We start from the raw sequence: 19,568 nt of genomic DNA, 5'->3' as shown, positions 1-19,568 counted from the left end.
GCCCAGGAAACGAACCCATGCCCTCGCAACAGGACCCCGGCTCCACCGTCTTCTTCAAGCTCACCATCGACGGCCAGGACCTCGGTCTGTTCAACGGCTGCGACGGGCTCTCCTCCGAGGTGGAGGTGGAGCAGCGCCAGGAAGGCGGCAACAACGGCTTCGTCTGGCAGCTGCCTACGCGCGTGACCTTCTCCACGATCCGTCTCACCCGGCCCCTGACCGCCGACACCTCCCGCGTCGCCGCTTGGATCTCGTCCATCGCGACCGGGATCTCGCGGCCCACCGCACAGATCGCCGCCCTGCGCGCGGACGGGTCGATCGTCGCGCAGTGGGGCCTCGTCGAGGTGCTCCCGGTGCGCTGGCAGGGGCCGAGCCTGAGCCCGGACAGCCCGTCCGTGGCGACCGAGACGCTGGAGATCGCGCACCACGGCTTCACCGACGCGGGAGGTGCCTGAGATGGCCGCGCCGACCGGCGGCAAGGCGGGCGCGAGCCTGGTGCGCGCCGCGCTCGCCATCCACCAGCCGCCCACCGACCTCGGCGGGTCGATGGGCGGGCGGATCGGCGAGGTGGAGTTCCAGTTCAACCCGACGCAGCTGCAGATGGCCCGCTCGGCGGAGTGGCGTACGCAGCCCGCGATCGCCTACACCCGCGGCGCCCCGCCGAAGTTCACCGGCTCGGTGCCCGCCACGCTCCAGCTGGAGGTCTTCCTCGACTCCTCCGGCACGCCCAACGCGGGCAAGGTGCAGAAGCAGGTCGAACTGCTCCTGTCCTGCTGCGAGGTGACGCCGCAGAGCGTCAACTCCAAGCGCCCTTCGCCGCCTTGGGTGCGATTCTCGTGGGGGTCGTTCAACACCGTGCAGTTCGTGGCGTACGTGACCAACGTCAGCGCCACGTACACGCTCTTCAACCCGACCGGCGAGCCGATCCGCGCCACCTGCTCGCTCTCGCTCACCGAGGTGGCGATGCCCACCAAGGGGCAGAACCCGACGTCGGGCGCGCTCTCCGCACGCCGTGTGCACCGCACGGTCGCCGGTGACTCGCTGGCGTCGCTCGCCTGGCGGGAGTACGGCGACGCCACCCGCTGGCGGCTGATCGCCGAGGCCAACGAGATCGACGACCCGATGCGGCTGAGACCCGGCACCGAGCTGCTGCTGCCCGCCGCCGACGAGACCCGTTCCGCCCCCGAGCACGGGGAGTCCGCATGAGCGACCGGAGCGAGAGCCCGAGCGCGAACCCGAGCACGAAGCCGCGCCAGTACCCGAGCGCGAACCCGAGCGAGAAGAAGACGTACACGCGATGAGTGAGAAGACGTACACCAGCGTCCTGCACGCCGAGATCGGCGGCTCCCGGCTGCCGGACAAGCTCGCCATGCTGCTCGTCGAGGGCTGGGTGGACTCCAGCGTGAACGTGCCGTCCGCCTTCCAGCTGACCTTCGCCGACACGGGCGGGGACATCCTGGAGAAGTTCCCGCAGATCAAGGTGGGCGCCAAGGCCGTGCTGTGCCCGTTCACCGACGGGGTGCGCGGCAAGCCCATGCTGACCGGCGAGGTCACCGCCCTGGAGGTGGACGCGGACGGCGGCGGCAAGTCCCTCGTCGTACGCGGCTACGACCCCGGGCACCGGCTCCTTCGCAACCGCCGGGTGCAGGGCTACCCGAACATGACGGCCTCCGACATCGTGCGCCGCGTCGCCTCCCTCAGCAGCCTCAAGCTCGGCAAGATCGACTCCACCCCGACGGTCTACGAACTGGCCACCCAGCCCAACATCACCGACTGGGACTTCCTCTCCCGCCTCGCCCAGGAGAACGACACCCACCTCTCCTTCGACGAGAACGGCAAGCTCTGCTTCGCCAAGCTCACCCCGGCCGCGGGCGCCCCGTCCGACACGACGCCCGCCGCCCAGAGCCCCTACGTCCTCGAATTCGGGCACAACGCGCTGCACAGCCGGGTCGCGGTGACCGCGTCCGGGCAGGTCGCGGCGGCCGGGGCGCGCGGCTGGGACATGCGGGCCAAGCGCGCCCTCTCGGCCCGCTCCCCCGCCGTCACCAGCAAGGACATCGTCGCCGACATCACCCCGGGGCAGCTCTCGTCGCCGTTCGGCAAGGCCGAGCTGACCAGCACGCAGACCCCGTACACCACGCAGGCCCAAGTCACCCACGCCGCAAAGTCGTTGGCGGACGACGCGGCGGGCTCCTTCGCGGAGCTGGAGGTCGCGGTCACCGGCAACCCGGACCTGAAGCCGGGGCAGCCGGTGGCGCTGAAGGGCGCCGGTTTCCCGTTCGAGGGGAAGTACACGGCGACCGGCGTGCGCCATGTCTTCGAGTCCGGGCGGCAGTTCATGACCTGGCTGACGGTCTCGGGGCGCCAGTTCCGCTCGCTGTACGGGCTCGCCTCCGGCGGCGGTGACGCGTCGCCGCAGATGCCGGGCGTCGCCATGGCGCTCGTCAGCAACGCCAAGGACCCGCTCAAGATGAACCGCGTCAAGCTGCGCTTCCCGTGGCTCTCCGACACGTACGAGAGCGACTGGTGCCGCATCGCGCAGCTGGGCGGCGTGCGGGGCGGCGGCCTGATGCTGCCCGAGGTCGGCGACGAGGTGCTCGTCGCCTTCGACCGGGGCTCCCTTGAACACCCGTACGTACTGGCCGGGTTGTACAACGGCAGGGACAAGCCGACGCCGAACACCGACGGGCTGCAGCCGATCGACCCGACGAGCGGCCGGGTCAACTGGCGCTCCATCTCCTCGCGCAGCGGCCACACCATGGAGCTCGTCGACGCCAAGTCCCGCATGAAGAGCGGCATCAGGCTGCAGACAGGCAACGGCCGCCTGACCGTCCACATGGACGAGACGAAGACCAGCGTGACCATCCGCAGCGACGGTTCCGTGTCCATCTCCGGCACCCGCAACGTCAGCATCCGGGCGGGCGGCAATCTGTCGCTGACCGCGGGCGGGTCGCTGACCATGAGCGCGGGCGGGGCCGTGGACATCAAGGCGGGCGCGAAGTTCGGCGTCGCCGCGGGCGGCGCGGCGGACATCAACGCGACCGGCGCCGTCAGCCTCAAGTCGGCGGGCGCGGTCGCGGTGAACTCGGTCGGCGCGGTCACCGTCAGCGCGGTCGGCGCGGTGGCGGTCAACGCGGGCGCCGCGGCGGCCATCAGCTCGCCGGCCACGGTCGCGCTGAGCGCGCCGGCCGTCCTGCGCAACGGCATTCCGTTCTAGGGGGGCGGCAGACATGAGTGAGCAGTTCGTCGGCGCGGGCTGGACGTTTCCGCTGCGCACGGACGCGGGCGGCGGCATCGCGCTGGCCCGGCGCGAGCGCGAGATCGAGGAGTCGATCCGGCTCGTGCTCGCCACCGCGCCGGGTGAGCGGCCGATGCGGCCCGAATTCGGCTGTGCCGTCCACGACTTGGTGTTCGCGCCGGTCAACGAGGCGACGGCGGGCCGGATCCGGTACGAGGTGCGGACCTCGCTCGACCGCTGGGAGCCCCGTATCGAGGTCCTCGACGTCGAGGTGAGCCCGGCGCCCGACGACCCGTCCGTCCTGTTCATCGACGTGAGCTACACCGTGCGCGGCACCAACAACCCGCGCAGTCTCGTCTTTCCCTTCTATGTGATCCCGTCCGCGGAATCCGAGAGCGGAGTCTGAAGTCCGATGGCCCTGCCCGCCCCCCATCTCGACGACCGGCGCTTCCAGCAGTTCGTCGACGACGCCAAGCGCCACATCCAGCAGCGCTGCCCGGAGTGGACCGATCACAACGTCTCCGACCCGGGCGTCACCCTCGTCGAGGCGGTCGCGCACATGGCCGACCAGGTCGTGTACCGGCTCAACCGCGTGCCGGAGAAGAACCACCTGGCCTTCCTCGACCTGCTCGGCGTCACCCTCTTCCCGCCCTCACCGGCCCGCGCCGACGTCACGTTCTGGCTGTCCGCGCCGCAGCCCGAGCCGGTCGTCCTGCCCTCGGGCACGGAGGTCGCGACCAGCCGCACCGAGAACGAGGAGGCGGTGGCCTTCGCGACCGAGGCGGACCTGACGGTGGTGCCGTGCGAGCTGGAGTCCGTGCTGCGGCAGGAGGCGGGCGGCACGCCGCAGGACTGCGGGCAGGACGTCTTCGGCGGGAACGACGTGTCGGTGTTCGCTCAGTCCCCGCGGCCCGGCGACACGCTCCTGTTCGGGCTGAGCGCCGCGGTGCCGCGCTGCGCGGCCGTGCTGCAGCTGGACAGCCGCGTGGACGGCGTGGGCGTGGACCCGCGCCAGCCGCCACTGGTGTGGGAGGCGTGGACCGCGGAGGGCTGGACGATGTGCGAGGTGGAGGAGGACTCCACCGGTGGCCTCAACCGGCCCGGCGAGGTCGTCCTGCACATCCCGGCCGGGCACCTCGTCTCGCGCATCGGGCGGCAGGACGCGGGCTGGGTGCGCTGCCGGGTCGTGGAGGCCAAGCAGGGCCAGCCGTTCTACAGCGCGTCGCCGACCGTGCGGGCCGCGTCCGCGTTCACCATCGGCGGCACGACCGCCGTCGCGCACGCCGATGTCGTACGCGACGAACTCCTCGGCGACTCCACGGGCGTGCCCGGCCAGCGCGTCCGCCTGGCGCAGGCGCCGGTGGTCGCCGACCGGCCGCCGCTGGTCCTGGAGGTCTCGGAGAACCCGACGGGCGCTCAGAGCTCCGACGACGGCGACTTCGAGGACGGCACGGGCTGGGAGCAGTGGAAGGTCGTGGACAACTTCGCGTCCTCCGGCCCCTACGACCGCCACGTCACCCTGGACGCGGCGACCGGCGAGATCGCTTTCGGCCCGGCGGTGCGTGAACCGGACGGCTCCCTGCGGCAGTTCGGCTCCGTGCCCGCCAAGGGCGCGGCGATCCGCGCGTCCCGTTACCGCACGGGCGGCGGGCGCGCGGGCAATGTGGCCCGCGGCGCCATCCAGGTGCTCCGCAGCTCCATTCCGTACGTCGCCCGGGTGGAGAACCGTGAGGCGGCGCGCGGCGGCGTGGACGGCGAGACGGTGGAGGAGGCGAAGGTCCGCGCGCCGATCGCGCTGCGCGCCCAGGAGCGCGCCGTGACGGCGCGCGACTACGAGGAGCTGGCCCGTCGGGCGGCGCCGGAGACGGCCCGCATCCACTGCCTGGCCGCGGACTCGTCCGAGGCCGGCGAGAACGCGGTACGGGTCCTTGTCGTCCCGCAGGCCGTGCCCGACCGGGGCGGCAGGCTCCGCTTCGAGCAGCTCGTGCCGGGCGAGGAACTCCTCGGCCGTGTCACGCACTTCCTCGACGACCGCCGTCCGATCGGCACCCGGCTCGCGGTCGGGCCGCCGTTCTACCAGGGCGTCACGGTCGTCGCCACGCTGCACTCCTTCCGTGCCGCCCAGGCGGAGAAGGTGCGGGCCGACGCCCTCGACGCGCTCTACGCCTACCTGGACCCGCTGACCGGCGGTGCGCACGGCGAGGGCTGGCCGTTCGGGCGGCCGCTGCGTTCCGGCGAGATCTTCGCCGCGCTGCAGCGAGTGCCGGGCGTGGAGCTGGTCGACGAGGTGCTCCTCCACCCGGCCGACCCCCTCACCGCCCGCAGGGGCGACGCCACCGACCGCATCGAACTCGCCCCCTCCGCGCTCCTGTTCCCCTTCGACCACCGCGTCCGCGTGATCGAGGCGCGATGACGACAACACAGACGGCGCAGACGGCGCAGACAGCACAGTCGGCGCGGACGACACGGACGACGCGGCGGGGCACGCTGCCGCTGCTGCCCTCCGCCCATCCGCTCGGGGAGCAGCTGCCCGCCGTCTTCGCGGACGACGACTTCGCGCAGCGCTTCGTCTCCGGTCTGGACGTCGTGCTCGCCCCCGTCTTCACCGTCCTGGACTGCCTGGAGGCTTACTTCACGCCCTCCCTGGCGCCCGAGGACTTCCTCGACTGGCTGACGGACTGGGTCGGCACGGAGCTGGACGGCACCGAGCCGCTCTGGCTGCGCCGCCACGCGGTGGGCTCCGCCATCGCCCTGCACCGCGTCCGCGGCACCCGCCGCGGGCTCTCCGCCGCCGTCGAACTCGCCTTCGGCGTACGCCCCGAGATGACCGAGAGCGGCGGCGCGACCTGGTCCGCGCGCCCGCTCGGTCCCTTTCCCGGCACGCCGCGCCCCTCCCTGCACGTCACCCTGCGCGTGCCCGACCCGGCCGCGGTGGACCCGCACCGCCTGCGGTCCGTCGTCGCGGCCGCACGTCCCGCACACCTCCCCTTCACGGCCGAGGTGGTCGCCACGTCCTCCCCTGAAGGAACCCAGTGATGCCTGAGCAGCCCGACTCCCACTCCAACTCCCCCTCCGCCACGCGTCCGTGCCCCGAATGCAGCACTCCTGTCCGCCAGCAGGGCCAGTCCTTCTGCGGCTCCTGCGGCGCGTTCCTCCGCTGGGACACTCCGGCGGCGAATCCCGCGGGGTCCCCTGCGGGCGGCGGTTCGGGGCCTTCGACTCCGACCGCTTCGGGTTCCGGCTCGGGTTCCGGCTCGGGCTCCGGCTCCGGCTCCGGCTCCGGCTCCGGCTCCGGCTCCGGCAACGGGCCTTCGGCTCCGACGGGTTCCGGCGCGGGGGCGGGGGCGGGGCAGGGCCCCGCTTCGGGCTCCGGGATGAACTCGGGTCCGGGCTTCGGCCCCAACTCCGGTTCCGGGAACGGCTCCGGCCCCGCCGGTGCAGCCACGCCCCCGCACCAGGCCCACGCGCCGCATCAAGCCGCCGCTCCCCGGCAGCCTTCCGCCCCCGCCGACACCACCGTCCCGCTGCCGTCGGCCTCGGGTCCGGCTTCGGGTCCGACTTCGGCTTCGGCTTCGCACGGCAGCTCGGCCCCGCCCCCGCCGTCCTCCTCCTCCTCCTCCTCCGACACCGCCATCCGGTCCCTCCTCGTGCCCGTGCCCGAGGCCTCCGATGCCGTCGCGCCGCCGGAGACGCCGGGCAGCGTGCTGCCGGGTCGGCCCGAGGCAGCGCGGCCCCGCGTGCGGCAGGCCGCCGTGCCCGCCGAGCCCGAGGGCGGCATGCCGTGCCCTGGCTGCGGGACGCCCAACGCCCCCCGCCGGCACTTCTGCCGCAGCTGCGCGGTCCCCCTCAAGGACTCCGCGGGACCCACCGCCGAGGGCCCCTACGCCGGTCAGCGGCCCCGCCTGCACCGCGACCGCACCCGCTGGGTCGCCCGTGCCGTGGGCATCGCGGTGGTCGCGGGCCTCGTGGTCGGCGGCATCTTCGGCGGGCCGCCGGCTGCCCGTGCCGTGCAGGACCACTTCGCCAAGCGGGTCCCCGTCCACCCCACCGACTACAGCGCCTCGCACGCCGCCCCGAAGCAGGCGGCCAAGCTCGCCTTCGACGGCTACTCCAACACCTGGTGGGGCACGGGGTACGCGGGCGACTCGGCGGGCCAGTGGATCCAGGCCGACTTCGGCCAGCCGACCGACCTGCTCAACCTCCTGATCACGCCCGGCACATCGTCACGCACCGCGCAGGCCGCCGAACAGGCGCGGCCCATGGAGTTCGACCTCGTGGTCAGCGACTCCGCGGGCAAGGAGCACACGATGCACCGCCGGATCAATGACGGCGGCGTACAGAAGATCGACGTACGCGTACGGGACGCGGTGACCGCACGGCTGGTCCTGCGCTCCGCCTACGGCGCGGGCAAGGACCGCCAGGTGGCCATCGCCGAGCTGGAGTTCTTCGGCCGGTCGACCGGCGGGCAGTAAGGGCGCCGTCGTCCGGCACCGGCGGGGGCGCCGTCCGGCGCCCGGGGTGACCGTCACGCGCGCGCCGCGTGACGGGCCCTCCCCCGCTCTGTGAGCAAACGATGACAGCCCTCCCGACCTGCGCTTTCAGGGGCTCTGCTGGAGGGCATGAACCACAACGACACCTCCTCGTGCCGCCCCCGGCGCGCCCTCGGCCGCCCCACCGCGCTCGCTCTCCTGGCCGCGGCGGCCCTCATCGGCCTCACCGCCTGCGCCGGATCGGGCGACGGCTCCACGGCCTCGGTCTCCTCCGACGACCACGCGAAGAGCGAGCAGGGCGACCAGGGTGAGCAGCCCAACGCGAAGCTCCCCAAGCTCCTCTGGATGGGCGACTCCATCGGCGAGGCCGAGGCCCCGGCACTCGGCGCCGCCCTGGAGGCCGGCGGGACGTCCTTCACATCGATGGCCGCGGCGGGCGGCGGCGGTGTCGTCGGCGAGATCGCCAAGCCCACCTGGGACGAGCTCCCGAAGAAGCTGAAGTCGGCCGCGCCCGACGTCGTCGCCTACCAGATCACCACCTACGACTGGGGCACCCCGGCCGAGCAGCGCAAGGACTACGAACGCCTCGCCAAGACCGTCAACGACGCCGGCGCCGAACTCGTCCTCGTCACCGCGCCGCCCTTCAAGATCGACGATTTCTACAAGCCGCACGAGGCGCAGATCAAGACCGCAGCCAAGTCGGCCGAGGACGTGGCGGCCGAACACCCTGACAAGGTCCACTTCCTCGACGCCTCCGCCCTGTGGGGCACCGACAGCTCGGCGAAGAAGGCACAGCGCAGCAAGGACGGCATCCACTCCTGCCAGCAGGGCTCGGCGGCGTTCGCCCAGTGGCTCTCCACGGAACTGGGAAAGCTGTACGCCTACACGCCCGCCCCCGCCGACCAGTGGGCCACCGGATCGTGGACCGGCGACAAGGTCTACGGCCCGCTCGGCTGCAAGTAGCCGACGATGACCGTCACACCTGCCGCGCCCGCACGGCCGACCTCCGTGCCACCCGCCCACCGCCGCAGGCACATCGCGCCGCTGGACGGGCTGCGCGGCGTCGCCGTGCTCGGCGTGCTCTTCTTCCACGCCGGGCACTTCGGCGGCGGCTTCCTCGGCGTCGACCTCTTCTTCGTCCTGTCCGGGTACCTGATCACCGGCCTGCTGCTCAAGGAGGCGGCGGGCACGGGCCGGATCGACCTGGTCGCCTTCTGGGGCCGCCGGGCCCGCCGTCTGCTGCCCGCCCTTGCGACCGCCGTCGCCGGAACGCTCGCCCTGGTGTGGGCGTTCGGCCCACCGCAGCTGCTGCGCTTCGCACTCGACGACACCACATGGGTCGTGTCCAACCTCGCCAACTGGCACTTCATCGGCGACCGGCTCGGCTACTGGAACGGCTCCGACACCAGGGTCTTCAGCCACCTGTGGAGCATCGCCGTGGAGGAGCAGTTCTACCTGGTGTGGCCCCTGGTCCTGTGCCTGGTGGTTCGCTCCGCGAAGACCGGTGCACGCGGCACTGAAGCCACCGGTGCGCGCAGCACGAAGGCCACCGGTGCCCGCAGCACTGAGGCCACCGGTGCCCGCAGCACGAAGGCCGGTACCCGCGTCGCCCTCGCCGCCGGAACCGGAGCGCTCGCCTCCCTGGGGCTCATGGTCGCCCTCGCCGCACCCGCGTCCGCCGACACCACGCGTGTCTACGAAGGCACGGACACCCGCGCCTTCTCGCTGCTCCTCGGCGCGCTCATGGCCACGCCGCCGGCCACCGGGCTCCTGTCCCGCCTGGGCGAGCGGACGACAGGCCGGATCTGCCTGATACCTGCCTGCGCGATCGGGGCGTACTGGGCGCTGTCCGACGGACAGAAATCCCCGTCCCTGTTCCGGGGCGGCCTGTTCCTGCACGCGCTGGCCGCCGCCCTGCTGATCGCCTGTCTCGCGCGGACGCCGGACGGCCCGGTCGGCCGGGCGCTCGGCAGTGCACCGCTCCGCTGGACTGGCCTCGTCTCGTACAGCCTCTATCTCTGGCACTGGCCGGTCTTCGTCCTCCTCGGCGAGGAGCGCCTGGGCCTGACCGGATGGCCCCGCACGGCTGTCGTCATCGCCGTCTCCTTCGCGGCGGCCTGGCTCTCCAAGGTTCTGGTGGAGGACCCGATCCGCTTCCGGGCCCGCTGGGCCAAGGGCCACGCGGGCGCCTTCGCCCTGGTCGGCGTCTTCGCGGCCCTCCTCTCCCTGTGGGCAGCCGTCCCCGAACCCCGCACCGGGCAGGGGTCGGTGGACATCACTCGGCTGACCTCCGACGACGGCTGACGTCCCGCCGGAAAACTGACGTCCTGCCGAAAAAGGGGTGGCCGCCGGGCACCGGAGGGGTGAGCCCGGCGGCCACGTCTGTGGGCCGTCCGCTCGCTGTCGGAGCTGTCGGAGCTGTCGGAGCCGGAGCTGCCGCGGCTGCGACAGCTCCAACAGCTACGACAGCTGCGACTGCACCTGCGAGGAGATGAGCTCCAGGTGGTCGAGGTCGGCCAGGTCCAGGAACTGCAGGTAAATACGGCTCGCGCCGATCGCCTCGTACCTCCCGATCTTGTCGACGACCTCGGCGGGCGAGCCCGCGAGGCCGTTGGCCTTGAGCTCGTCCACCTCGCGGCCGATGGCCGCCGCGCGCCGGGCGACCTCCCCGTCGTCCTTGCCGACGCAGGCCACCAGGGCGTTGGAGTACACCAGGTCCCCGCCCTTGCGCCCGGCCTGCTCGGCGGCCGCGCGGACCCGGCCGAACTGCCGCTCGCTGTCCTCCACCGAGGCGAAGGGGATGTTGAACTCGTCGGCGAACTGAGCGGCCAGGCGCGGCGTGCGCGTCGCGCCGTGGCCACCGATCAGCACCGGCACCTTCGCCTGCGCGGGCTTGGGCAGGGCCGGGGAATCGGTGAGCTGGTAGTGCTTGCCGTCGTGGCTGAAGGTCTTGCCGACCTCCGTCGACCACAGGCCGGTGACGATCTCCAGCTGCTCCTCCAGGCGGGCGAACTTCTCCTTGGGGAAGGGGATGCCGTACGCCTTGTGCTCGTCCTCGAACCAGCCCGCGCCCAGGCCCAGTTCGACCCGGCCGCCCGACATCTGGTCGACCTGCGCGACCTGGATCGCGAGGACGCCGGGGAGCCGGAAGGTGCCGGCGGTCATGAGGGTGCCGAGCCTGATCCGCTTGGTCTCGCGCGCGAGGCCGGCCAGTGTGATCCACGCGTCCGTGGGACCCGGCAGCCCGTCGGCCGACCCCATGCGGAGGTAGTGGTCGGAGCGGAAGAAGGCGTCGAACCCGAGGTCCTCGGTGGCCTTGGCGACGGTGAGCAGGGTGTCGTAGGTGGCCCCTTGCTGGGGCTCCGTGAAGATTCGAAGATCCATGTCGCCATCCTGCACGCTCGAACGCCCGTCAACCCCACCGGTCCCGCCGATCCCCCGCCACCCCGGTCGGGTGAAAATCCGTCAACACGGCGACCGGTGCGGGCCCACCCCAGTGACCCCGCCCGTCCGGAGATCGTTGGCTCGGGCGGAGCCGGACCGCCCGGCACCCGCGTCGGCGGCCCCTGCCGGTGCGTCGCCTGCATCAACTGCCTTCCCCCACCGGGAGGGCGAGGGCCGAGGAGGCCGTCATGTCCCAGGAAGCCGTGCCCGAGCAGGAGGCCGCGCACGATTCGCCCGTGCCCGCGCAGCAGGGCGCACCCAAGGGCCTGCTGCAGCAGATGGAGGAGCTGATGGCAGCGCTCAACGCGGATCTGACCCAGCTCGACGCCGATCTGCAGCAGTCCACGCCCCCCGGCGTCACGTCCACGTCCCCCGTGTCCCCCGCTTCTCCCGCTTCTCCCGGCGCCACGTCCGCGGGCGCCCGTCCGCAGAGCGGTGACGAGCCCGGCCGCTTCTGACGGCACCGGCTCTTCCCCGGCGCCTGCGCGACCCTGCCTCTGGGCGGGGTCGCCACGGAGCCGCCTCATGACGGCCCCGCCGCCGAGTCGGGCGCGGGCAGCCCCTGCTCCCGCACCGCGAGTCTGCGCAGCATCTCGATGACACGGTCCCTCGACTCGTCGGCGGCGTCGATCGCTTCCATGCACTGCCAGTACACCCCCTCGTCCTCGGCGCCCATGGCGACGCTGACCAGCGCGATGCCGACCTCGCCGAGGAGCCTGCCGAGGCCGAGCAGGACCTCTTGGGCCTCGCCGGTCTCCGTCAGCCGCGCGGCCCGTATGTCCTCGGTCCCCAGGCGCGGGGCGTCCAGCACCCCGCAGGCTCTTCCCCCGACTTCGCTCAGGCCCAGCGCCTCGCCCCGTAACTCAGGAGGGCCCGTGACCGCGAGGCGGCTGCCGATGGCCTGGGCGAGCGCCTGCGACTGCCACACCTCCGTGACGATGTCCGACGGGTCCTGACTCCGCGCCAGGGCGCGGCGGTTCGCTTCGATGAGCCGCATCGCGTTCATGACCGGCCCCCCTCCATCCCGCGCGCCCTCGCCGCACGATCGCCCGAACTCCCTTGTCCACTACCCAGAGTGATACCCATCCGGGCGAAAAGCCAGGGGAAGCCGGAAATCTGTGGACAAGCAATCGAGTTTGGCCAAGCCATCCACTCCGGAGAGTGACGAAAGTACCGGAACAAAGCCTTCCGGCAGGGCAAATGGGACTGCGCGGGCGGGCTCAGGAGCGATCCGCGTCCACTCAGGAGCGACCCCCGCGCCCGCTCAAGAGCCACCACCCGCTCCGGCCCAGGAGAGACGGGCCCAGGGAACACCCCGGCCCCCTCAAAGTCCCTTCAAGGCCCCCTCAGATCACCCAACAGCCCTTCCGGCACCGGAATTCACGGCACTTCCGGCACCGGAAACCGCTGCTCGTTCCTGTCGATCTTCGCGGCGAGGGCGGCCAGTGCGTCGATGCCCAGGACCTCGCAGAACTGCAGCAGATAGGCGAGGACATCGGCGACCTCGTCCGTCACGCGGTGCGCGGTGTCGGGTTCCTCCATCACCCGCGCCGACTGCTCCGGCGTCAACCACTGGAAGATCTCCACCAGTTCCGACGCCTCCACGCTGAGCGCGGCGACCAGGTTCTTCGGGGTGTGGTACTGCTCCCAGTCGCGCGCCGCCGCGAACTCCGCCAGCCTGCGCTGCAGTCCCGCCACATCAAGTCGTTCCGTCACGGCTCCAGGTCTACCACCGAGGCGCCCTCGGCGTCGGCCGCCCAGGACGCGTCCCCCACCGCCCCCACCAGGCGAATGTGCCCGCGCCCACAGGTGCGCGCCGCGAGGTCGCCGATGGCCCGCGCCTGGCGCGCGTCCAGGCGGCGGTCGAGGCCGTCGGCGACGACGGTCAGGGTCTGGTACGCCGCGGGCACCTCGGCCACCGGGTCGACGGCGAGCACGCCGGGCCCGGTGAGCAGCACGAGGGCCAGGGCGAGGTACCTCAACTCGCCGTCCCCGAGCCGCCCGAGCGGGGTGCGCACGCCACCGCCGCGGTCGATGTAGGCGTGCACCGCGCCGTCCTCCGCCTCCTCCGCGAAGACGTCGACGACCGGCCCCGCGCATCCCTCGCGCACCGCGGAGACGAGCAGCGCGTGCCGTCCCGCGCACTCCGCCTGCGTACGCCACAGGACTTCGGCGAGGTTGTCGCAGCCGCTCAGGAGGCGGCCCGCGCCGGCCTGTCCCGCGGCTATCAGCCCCGCGGGCACCGGCGCGCGCATCCGGCTGGGCCTCGGGTCGCAGGGGAACGCCGAGCGCAGCGCGACGACGACCTGCTCCGCCGCCGCGAGGACCAGGCGCTGCCCGTCGGTCTTGCCCGCCACCCGCAGCGGCACCAGCGCCGTGCCGAGCCGGTCGTCCGGCATCGGGGCGCGCGTCACCGGCGCAGAGCCCGCGGTGTGCCAGGCGGCCTGGACCATGCGCCGGCCGGGATCGCGCAGCGCCGTCTCCAACAGGACGAGGCCGCCGCGGGCCAGCCGCTCGCCCACGACGCGCAGTTCGGGCTCGGCCTGCACGGCGAGGTCGAGCCGGACGGCTCCGGCGGGCCCCTCGACCGTGCAGCCGATGCGGAAGCCGCGCCGCCGCTGGCCGTCGGCGCGGGCACGTTCGGGCACGCAGGCGAGGGGATCCGCGAAGACGTCGGCCAGTTCCGCCCCGGCGCTGAGTCGCGCCAGCGCCTCGTACGCACGCAGGGCGCTGGTCTTGCCGCTGCCGCTGGGCCCGGTGACCAGGGTCAGCGGCCCCAGCGGGAGCACCGTGCCCCGGTGTCCCGCGAAGGCGGACAGGCGCAGTTCGGTGACCTGCGGGCGGTCCTGGCCCGCCGGTGGCTCCGCGACCGACACCGGGGAATGCACCGTCATGATCGGAAGGTAGGCGGCCACGGTTGCGGCGAACCGTTCCGCCGAACCGGCCTTCCTACGATCGAGCGATTCCCCGCGAAGCACGCCCGCGCGGGCCGCCGAGAGGCTACGGCTGCGCGACCGCCTCCACCAGGCCCTGGACCTCCGTGCCGGGGGGCGCGAGGAGGAAGACGTTCTTGTCGACCCGGTGCATGCCGCAGTTGAGGCCGAGGACCACACCGCTGCTGAAGTCCAGGACGCGCTTGGCGACTTCGGTCTCGGCGCCGGTCAGGTCGAGCAGCACCGGGATCTGCGCCATGACGGTCTCGGCGACCTCGCGGGCGTCCGCGAAGACGTTGACCCGCATCACCACGAAGCGGCGGCGCGTCTCCGTCTCCGCGTCGGGCAGCGCGCGGTGCCCGGGCCAGGAAGGCCATTCGTTGCGGCTGCGCAGCGGTACGACCTGGGCGAGCCCTTCCCACTGTTCATCGGTGACGTCGTGGCGCTGACTGCTACTCACTGACCCACCCCGTCCTGGCTCGTCCTTGTTTTCTGCACCGGGCAATTCTTACGCCAAGTCACCCGTTCAGCCCAACAGCGACACGGAAGCCGACCTCACGACCGGCCGATTAAGGGGTATTCACCTCACTTCGGCCGGAAATCAGCGGGCTGCCAGGTTCACCAGGCCGTCCGCGAGGCCCCCGCGCCAGCAGGCGTAGTCGTGACCGCCGTTGTACTCGGTGCGGGTCACCGCGTGGCCGTGCGTGGCCAAGGTCTCGTGCATGAGACGGCTGTGGTCGACCATCACGCCCTCGTGGCGTCCGACGTCGAGGTGGACGCGGAGCGCGGGGCGCGGCGTCCCGTCGGTGAAGCGTTCGGCGAGCCAGGGTGTCGTGCCGTCGGACACCAACTCCGGTACGCCGGGCGGCAGTCCGGGACGCCACCACAGCGAGACGGACTGGGCGAGAACGGCGCCGAACCGCTCGGGCCTGAGCAGGGCCGCGTACAGGGCGGTCAGGCCACCGAGGCTCTGGCCCGCGACGACGGTGCGGGCGGGGTCGGCGGTCAGCGGCCAGCGCCCGGCCGCCCAGGGCAGGAGTTCGTCGGCGAGGAACCCGACGAACTCGTCGCGGCAGGTGAGGTCCCGCCAGCGGATGTCGAGGTCGACCGCGTCGGGGGCAAGGACGACCGGCGGGGGCACGGCTCCGTCGGCGACGAGGGCGTCCAGGGTGTCCTGGAACGCGAGCGGGCCGAACCACACGTCGCCGTCACACAGGACGACCACGGGGCTGTCGGGGCGCGGGCCACCCGGGGGCAGGTACGCCCACACGTTCCGCTCCTCGCCGAGCGCGCCCGCGGGCAGGCGGTGCCGCTCGACGCGGCCGCGCGGGATGTCGTCGCGCCGCTCGACCCAGGGCTGCGCGGGCGCGTCGGGCAGGGCGAGGACAGAGGCGTCCGGAAGGCCCCAACAGGCCTCCATGTTGCGGGTGTTGAGGGGATCGCGGGTCGCGTACGGCGACAGGGCGCGCAGCCGGAGCCGCTGGGTCTCGGGGGAGGTCGGCACGTCGCCGGGCGAGAGGTCGGCGGCGATGCGGTACGAGGCGCGGTGGTCGGAGCCGAGCCGGTAGGTGAGGTGCCAGACGTCCGTGCCGGGCAGCGGGGCGAGGAGGGCGTCGGCGGATGGGGTCTCCCCTGCTCGAACGGAGTTGAGAGCTTGGGGAAGGACGCGGTCGGCGAGGCCGTTGACGAGCAGCAGGACCTGCCGGGTCGCCCGGTGCCCGCGCCACAGGAAGGTGACGGCCCGGGACGCGGGGTCGCCGTCGACCGCCTCGATCAGCGGGGTGCCGCCGCGCCGCTCGACGTCGCGCCAGAACTCGTCGAGGAGGGCGGGGAGTTGAGCCTCGGGAGTCTCGGCCACGCGGGAGGCGAGGGCGCGGACGGCGGGGCTGGAGGCACGGGGCACGGCCGGGGCGGCGGGAGCCGCCGGCCGAGGGGCGGGGGCGGGCTCGCGCCCCGCGCCGCCCCGCGCGCGAGGCCGTACGGCGGCCCGTGCGGAGCGTGGTCCCACGCGCCCCGTGGCGTTCGGTCCGGTGCGCATGGTTGCCGCCCCTTCCAGTCCCTCGGGATTTCTGGCGCGCCGGGAGCGGCGGTGGAGGTCACCGCGGACCCTGCACGCCAATATCAACTTAGCTTAGCCTAAGCTAACCATCTCTTCGTCGGCCCTCCCTCCTCGCTGAGGGTCCCGGCCCGCTCACCAGTAGAGTGCGGCTGCGCACCCCTTCCCGAATCCCGAGGTCAGGTACCAGCAGTGACCCCCGCACCCCCCGCAGGCATACCGGCCGTCACCGTCGTCGGGATCGGGGCCGACGGCTGGGACGGGCTCCCCGCCGCCTCGCGCGCGGCGCTCACCGGAGCCGATGTGCTCATCGGCGGCCCGCGCCAGCTGGACCTGCTGCCCGCCGACGCCTGCGCGGGCGAGCGGGTCGCCTGGCCCTCCCCGCTGCGGCCCGCCGTACCCGGCCTGCTCGCCGCCCACGCGGGGCGCCGGATCGCCGTCCTCGCCAGCGGCGACCCCATGTTCTACGGCATCGGGCGCGCCCTGAGCGAGGAGCTCGGCGCCGCCGCGCTCCACGTCCTCCCGCACCCGTCGTCCGTCTCCCTCGCGTGCGCGCGCCTGGGCTGGCCCGTCGAGGACACCGAGGTCGTCACGCTCGTCGGCCGCCCCGCCGCCCGGCTCGCCGCCGCGCTGCACGAAGGCCGCCGCCTCCTCGTCCTCAGCGCGAACGCGGCCACGCCCGGCGAGGTCGCCGCCCTGCTGCGCGACCGCGGCTTCGGGCCGAGCCGGCTGCGCGTACTGGAACAGCTGGGCTCCCCGCACGAGTCGTCGTACGAGGATGTCGCCGACGCCTGGTCGCACGCGCCCGCCGATCCACTGAACGTCGTCGCGGTCGAGTGCCGCCGCTCCCCCGACGCCCTGCGGCTCGGCGCCGTGCCGGGGCTGCCCGACGCCGCGTACGAGAGCGACGGGCAGCTCACCAAGCGGTACGTCCGCGCCGCCACGCTCGCCGCCCTCGCGCCCGAGCCCGGCGAGCTGCTGTGGGACGTGGGCGGCGGCTCCGGGTCGATCGCCGTGGAGTGGATGCGGGCGCACCCCGCGTGCCGTGCCGTCACCGTCGAGAAGAACCCCGTGCGGGCCGAGCGGATCACCCGCAACGCCGAGCGGCTCGGCGTGCCGGGGCTGCGGGTCGTCACCGGCGCGGCGCCGGTCGCGCTCGCCGAACTCCCCGCGCCGGACGCCGTGTTCATCGGCGGCGGCCTCACCGCACCCGGCCTCCTCGACGCCTGCTGGGAGGCCCTGCCCGTCGGCGGACGCCTCGTCGCCAACACCGTGACGCTGGAGTCCGAGGCGCTGCTCACCGACTGGTACCGGCGCCACGGCGGCGAGCTGGTCCGGCTCGCGGTCGCGCAGGCCGTCCCCGTGGGCGGCTTCACCGGCTGGCGGCAGGCCATGCCGGTCACCCAGTGGTCCGTCACCAAGTCACCGCAGGAAAGCAGGAGTTGACAGCACATGACCGTGTACTTCATCGGCGCGGGGCCCGGCGCGGCCGACCTGATCACGGTGCGTGGCGCGCGCACGCTCGCCGCCTGCCGGGTCTGCCTGTACGCGGGCAGCCTGGTGCCGCGCGAACTGCTCGCCGAATGCCCGGACGGGGCACGGCTCGTGGACACCGCGCAGCTCAACCTCGATGAGATCACCGCCGAGTTGGTGCGCGCGCACGAGCAGGGCCTCGACGTGGCGCGGCTGCACTCCGGGGACCCGTCCGTGTTCAGCGCCGTGGCCGAGCAGATGCGGCGGCTCGACGCGGCGGGCGTTCCGTACGAAGTGGTGCCGGGTGTCCCCGCGTTCGCCGCGGCCGCCGCCGCGCTGAAGCGGGAGCTGACGGTGCCTACCGTGGGGCAGACGGTCATTCTCACCCGGGTCGCCCAGCGGGCCACCGCGATGCCCGAGGGCGAGGACCTGGCAACGCTGGGGCGCAGTGGGGCGTTGCTTGTGCTGCATCTGGCTGCGGGGTATGTGGACCGGGTCGTCGAGGAGTTGCTGCCTCACTACGGGGCCGAGTGCCCGGCTGCCGTTGTCGCGCTTGCCAGTCGGCCCGATGAGGTGGTTCTTCGGGGGACGCTGGAGGACATCGCGGGGCAGGTGAAGGCGGCGGGGATTGTGCGGACTGCGGTCATCCTGGTGGGCAGGACTCTTGGCGCTGAGCAGTTCCGTGACAGTCATCTGTACTCGGCGGAGCGGGATCGGCACGTTTGCTGAGTCTTTCGGGTGCGGGTCGTATGGGGCCGATCGCGCAGTTCCCCGCGCCCCTTGCAGGGGCTCTCCTCACGCAGGGGAATCGCTTCGGCCCACCACCGTTCCCGCTCTGTCGATGCAGATGACGTCCACTGCGACGGGCGCCCCTCGCAGCACACCGAGCGCCTCGTCCCTCGCCCTCATCGCCACCAGGTCACCCAGCGGGACGCCCGCCGCCTCGCACAGGCGCAGGGCCTCCAGGCCCGTGTTCGCGGACGCCACCTGGGTCGTCAGGGATTCGTCCGCGCCGCCCGCTCGGGCCAGTTCCGCAAGGAAACCCTTGTCCACCTGGGAGCGGGCCGAGTGCAGGTCCAGATGGCCCGCCGCCAGCTTCGACAGTTTGGCGAAGCCGCCGCAGATGGTGAGGCGGTCGACGGGGTGACGGCGTACGTACTTGAGGACCGCGCCCGCGAAGTCGCCCATGTCGAGCAGGGCGTCCTCGGGCAGGTCGTACTCGGCGACGACCGTCTTCTCCGAGGTCGAGCCCGTGCACCCGGCGACATGCGTGCGCCCGGCCGCCCGCGCCACGTCCACGCCGCGCCGGATCGAGTCGATCCACGCCGAGCAGGAGTAGGGCACGACGATGCCGGTCGTCCCGAGGATCGACAGGCCGCCGAGGATGCCGAGGCGCGGGTTCCAGGTGGAGCGGGCGATCTCCTCGCCGTGGTCGACGGAGATCGTGATCTCGACGTCAGGCGCGACGCCCGCGCGCTCGGCCACCAGGGTCACGTGGTCCCGCATCATCTGCCGCGGCACGGGGTTGATCGCGGGCTCACCGACGTCCAGGGGAAGGCCGGGGCGCGTGATCGTGCCCACACCGGCGCCCGCCTTGAAGACGACGCCCGAGCCCGGCGGCAGCCGCCGCACCGTGGCCCTGACCAGCGCGCCGTGCGTGACGTCCGGGTCGTCGCCCGCGTCCTTGACGACGCCCGCCATCGCGTACGAAGCGGTGAGCTCCTCGGCGGCGAGCGCGAACGCCGGCGTCTGGCCCTTGGGCAGCGTGATGGTCACCGGGTCGGGGAAGTCACCGGTCAGCAGCGCCGTGTACGCGGCCGTGGTGGCGGCGGTCGCACAGGAACCGGTCGTCCATCCGGGCCGCAGACCGGTGTGCTTGAGTTGGGCGCTGCGCCCACCCTTGGCCTTAGCTGCCTCACTCATGAAGGAAACCG

At 73.1% G+C, this 19,568-nt stretch carries 19 protein-coding genes; 12 read left to right on the top strand and 7 right to left on the bottom strand.

Features of this window, described 5'->3' with window-relative positions; translation table 11 throughout:
• The first annotated feature begins 17 nt into the window (after positions 1-17).
• The 9 genes from AB0B50_RS41085 (at position 18) to AB0B50_RS41045 (ending at position 10,032) form a co-directional block, all read left to right on the top strand.
• Complete coding sequence (locus AB0B50_RS41085) at positions 18-455, top strand: phage tail protein (RefSeq protein WP_362342006.1); 438 nt, start codon at positions 18-20, stop codon at positions 453-455.
• A 1-nt stretch (position 456) separates the two neighbouring features.
• Entirely contained in the window at positions 457-1,206 is a 750-nt protein-coding gene (locus tag AB0B50_RS41080; protein ID WP_362342003.1) for a LysM peptidoglycan-binding domain-containing protein, read from the top strand.
• 91 nt (positions 1,207-1,297) lie between these two features.
• A complete protein-coding gene (locus AB0B50_RS41075; RefSeq protein ID WP_362342001.1) occupies positions 1,298-3,217 on the top strand; it encodes a VgrG-related protein in 1,920 nt (639 codons plus the stop codon).
• A 13-nt stretch (positions 3,218-3,230) separates the two neighbouring features.
• On the top strand, positions 3,231-3,644 hold the full coding sequence (locus AB0B50_RS41070) for a GPW/gp25 family protein (protein WP_362341998.1): 414 nt from the start codon (positions 3,231-3,233) through the stop codon (positions 3,642-3,644).
• Positions 3,645-3,650: 6 nt separating this feature from the next.
• Complete coding sequence (locus tag AB0B50_RS41065; protein ID WP_362341996.1) at positions 3,651-5,651, top strand: putative baseplate assembly protein; 2,001 nt, start codon at positions 3,651-3,653, stop codon at positions 5,649-5,651.
• Positions 5,648-6,274: a phage tail protein gene (locus AB0B50_RS41060; RefSeq protein WP_362341993.1), complete on the top strand. Its 627-nt coding sequence runs from the start codon at positions 5,648-5,650 to the stop codon at positions 6,272-6,274. The genes AB0B50_RS41065 and AB0B50_RS41060 overlap by 4 nt, the downstream gene beginning before the upstream one ends.
• A complete protein-coding gene (locus tag AB0B50_RS41055; protein WP_362341990.1) occupies positions 6,274-7,710 on the top strand; it encodes a discoidin domain-containing protein in 1,437 nt (478 codons plus the stop codon). The genes AB0B50_RS41060 and AB0B50_RS41055 overlap by 1 nt, the downstream gene beginning before the upstream one ends.
• A gap of 147 nt (positions 7,711-7,857) precedes the next feature.
• Positions 7,858-8,691 carry an SGNH/GDSL hydrolase family protein gene (locus AB0B50_RS41050; RefSeq protein WP_362341987.1) on the top strand — a complete coding sequence of 278 codons (834 nt, stop codon included), beginning with the start codon at positions 7,858-7,860 and terminating at the stop codon, positions 8,689-8,691.
• A gap of 6 nt (positions 8,692-8,697) precedes the next feature.
• Positions 8,698-10,032 carry an acyltransferase gene (locus AB0B50_RS41045; RefSeq protein ID WP_362341984.1) on the top strand — a complete coding sequence of 445 codons (1,335 nt, stop codon included), beginning with the start codon at positions 8,698-8,700 and terminating at the stop codon, positions 10,030-10,032.
• Positions 10,033-10,188: 156 nt separating this feature from the next.
• Here the strand turns inward: AB0B50_RS41045 and AB0B50_RS41040 are convergent, their stop codons facing one another.
• Positions 10,189-11,112, bottom strand: a complete 924-nt coding sequence (locus AB0B50_RS41040) for an LLM class F420-dependent oxidoreductase (protein WP_362341981.1) — start codon at positions 11,110-11,112, stop codon at positions 10,189-10,191.
• Between the two features lie 248 nt (positions 11,113-11,360).
• On the opposite strand from AB0B50_RS41040, the gene AB0B50_RS41035 reads away from it, so the two are divergent.
• On the top strand, positions 11,361-11,630 hold the full coding sequence (locus AB0B50_RS41035; RefSeq protein ID WP_362341978.1) for a hypothetical protein: 270 nt from the start codon (positions 11,361-11,363) through the stop codon (positions 11,628-11,630).
• 65 nt (positions 11,631-11,695) lie between these two features.
• On the opposite strand, the gene AB0B50_RS41030 is transcribed toward AB0B50_RS41035, so the two are convergent.
• The 5 genes from AB0B50_RS41030 to fes form a co-directional block, all read right to left on the bottom strand.
• Complete coding sequence (locus AB0B50_RS41030; RefSeq protein ID WP_362341975.1) at positions 11,696-12,178, bottom strand: DUF6099 family protein; 483 nt, start codon at positions 12,176-12,178, stop codon at positions 11,696-11,698.
• A 374-nt stretch (positions 12,179-12,552) separates the two neighbouring features.
• Positions 12,553-12,888 carry a nucleotide pyrophosphohydrolase gene (locus tag AB0B50_RS41025; protein WP_362341973.1) on the bottom strand — a complete coding sequence of 112 codons (336 nt, stop codon included), beginning with the start codon at positions 12,886-12,888 and terminating at the stop codon, positions 12,553-12,555.
• On the bottom strand, positions 12,885-14,066 hold the full coding sequence (locus tag AB0B50_RS41020; protein WP_362341970.1) for an ATP-binding protein: 1,182 nt from the start codon (positions 14,064-14,066) through the stop codon (positions 12,885-12,887). Before AB0B50_RS41020 ends, AB0B50_RS41025 begins: the two co-directional genes overlap by 4 nt.
• Before the next feature lie 106 nt (positions 14,067-14,172).
• Positions 14,173-14,565: a cell division protein SepF gene (locus AB0B50_RS41015; RefSeq protein ID WP_362341968.1), complete on the bottom strand. Its 393-nt coding sequence runs from the start codon at positions 14,563-14,565 to the stop codon at positions 14,173-14,175.
• A gap of 141 nt (positions 14,566-14,706) precedes the next feature.
• Positions 14,707-16,143, bottom strand: coding sequence for an enterochelin esterase (gene fes / locus AB0B50_RS41010; RefSeq protein ID WP_362341965.1), 1,437 nt, complete (start codon positions 16,141-16,143; stop codon positions 14,707-14,709).
• A 210-nt stretch (positions 16,144-16,353) separates the two neighbouring features.
• Here fes and cbiE point away from each other — a divergent pair, with 210 nt between their 5' ends.
• Both cbiE and cobM read left to right on the top strand, forming a co-directional pair.
• A complete protein-coding gene (cbiE, locus tag AB0B50_RS41005) occupies positions 16,354-17,607 on the top strand; it encodes a precorrin-6y C5,15-methyltransferase (decarboxylating) subunit CbiE (RefSeq protein WP_362341963.1) in 1,254 nt (417 codons plus the stop codon).
• 6 nt (positions 17,608-17,613) lie between these two features.
• Positions 17,614-18,363, top strand: coding sequence for a precorrin-4 C(11)-methyltransferase (cobM, locus tag AB0B50_RS41000; protein ID WP_362341960.1), 750 nt, complete (start codon positions 17,614-17,616; stop codon positions 18,361-18,363).
• 66 nt (positions 18,364-18,429) lie between these two features.
• On the opposite strand, the gene AB0B50_RS40995 is transcribed toward cobM, so the two are convergent.
• On the bottom strand, positions 18,430-19,557 hold the full coding sequence (locus tag AB0B50_RS40995; protein ID WP_362341957.1) for a cobalt-precorrin-5B (C(1))-methyltransferase: 1,128 nt from the start codon (positions 19,555-19,557) through the stop codon (positions 18,430-18,432).
• Positions 19,558-19,568: the final 11 nt, after the last annotated feature.

The sequence above is a fragment of the Streptomyces sp. NPDC041068 genome (assembly GCF_040647455.1).
GTDB lineage: Bacteria > Actinomycetota > Actinomycetes > Streptomycetales > Streptomycetaceae > Streptomyces.
The sequence above is the reverse complement of the archived record's forward strand: the minus strand, read 5'-3'. Positions and strand labels throughout refer to the sequence as shown.

Coding starts and splice junctions, on each gene's coding strand:
- AB0B50_RS41070 (WP_362341998.1), top strand. CDS start 3,231: ATGAGTGAGCAGTTCGTCGGCGCGGGCTGGACGTTTCCGCTGCGCACG.
- AB0B50_RS41045 (WP_362341984.1), top strand. CDS start 8,698: ATGACCGTCACACCTGCCGCGCCCGCACGGCCGACCTCCGTGCCACCC.
- AB0B50_RS41075 (WP_362342001.1), top strand. CDS start 1,298: ATGAGTGAGAAGACGTACACCAGCGTCCTGCACGCCGAGATCGGCGGC.
- fes (WP_362341965.1), bottom strand. CDS start 16,143: ATGCGCACCGGACCGAACGCCACGGGGCGCGTGGGACCACGCTCCGCA.
- AB0B50_RS41035 (WP_362341978.1), top strand. CDS start 11,361: ATGTCCCAGGAAGCCGTGCCCGAGCAGGAGGCCGCGCACGATTCGCCC.
- AB0B50_RS41040 (WP_362341981.1), bottom strand. CDS start 11,112: ATGGATCTTCGAATCTTCACGGAGCCCCAGCAAGGGGCCACCTACGAC.
- AB0B50_RS41030 (WP_362341975.1), bottom strand. CDS start 12,178: ATGAACGCGATGCGGCTCATCGAAGCGAACCGCCGCGCCCTGGCGCGG.
- AB0B50_RS41080 (WP_362342003.1), top strand. CDS start 457: ATGGCCGCGCCGACCGGCGGCAAGGCGGGCGCGAGCCTGGTGCGCGCC.
- AB0B50_RS41020 (WP_362341970.1), bottom strand. CDS start 14,066: ATGACGGTGCATTCCCCGGTGTCGGTCGCGGAGCCACCGGCGGGCCAG.
- AB0B50_RS41085 (WP_362342006.1), top strand. CDS start 18: ATGCCCTCGCAACAGGACCCCGGCTCCACCGTCTTCTTCAAGCTCACC.
- AB0B50_RS41055 (WP_362341990.1), top strand. CDS start 6,274: ATGCCTGAGCAGCCCGACTCCCACTCCAACTCCCCCTCCGCCACGCGT.
- AB0B50_RS41065 (WP_362341996.1), top strand. CDS start 3,651: ATGGCCCTGCCCGCCCCCCATCTCGACGACCGGCGCTTCCAGCAGTTC.
- cobM (WP_362341960.1), top strand. CDS start 17,614: ATGACCGTGTACTTCATCGGCGCGGGGCCCGGCGCGGCCGACCTGATC.
- AB0B50_RS41050 (WP_362341987.1), top strand. CDS start 7,858: ATGAACCACAACGACACCTCCTCGTGCCGCCCCCGGCGCGCCCTCGGC.
- AB0B50_RS40995 (WP_362341957.1), bottom strand. CDS start 19,557: ATGAGTGAGGCAGCTAAGGCCAAGGGTGGGCGCAGCGCCCAACTCAAG.
- AB0B50_RS41060 (WP_362341993.1), top strand. CDS start 5,648: ATGACGACAACACAGACGGCGCAGACGGCGCAGACAGCACAGTCGGCG.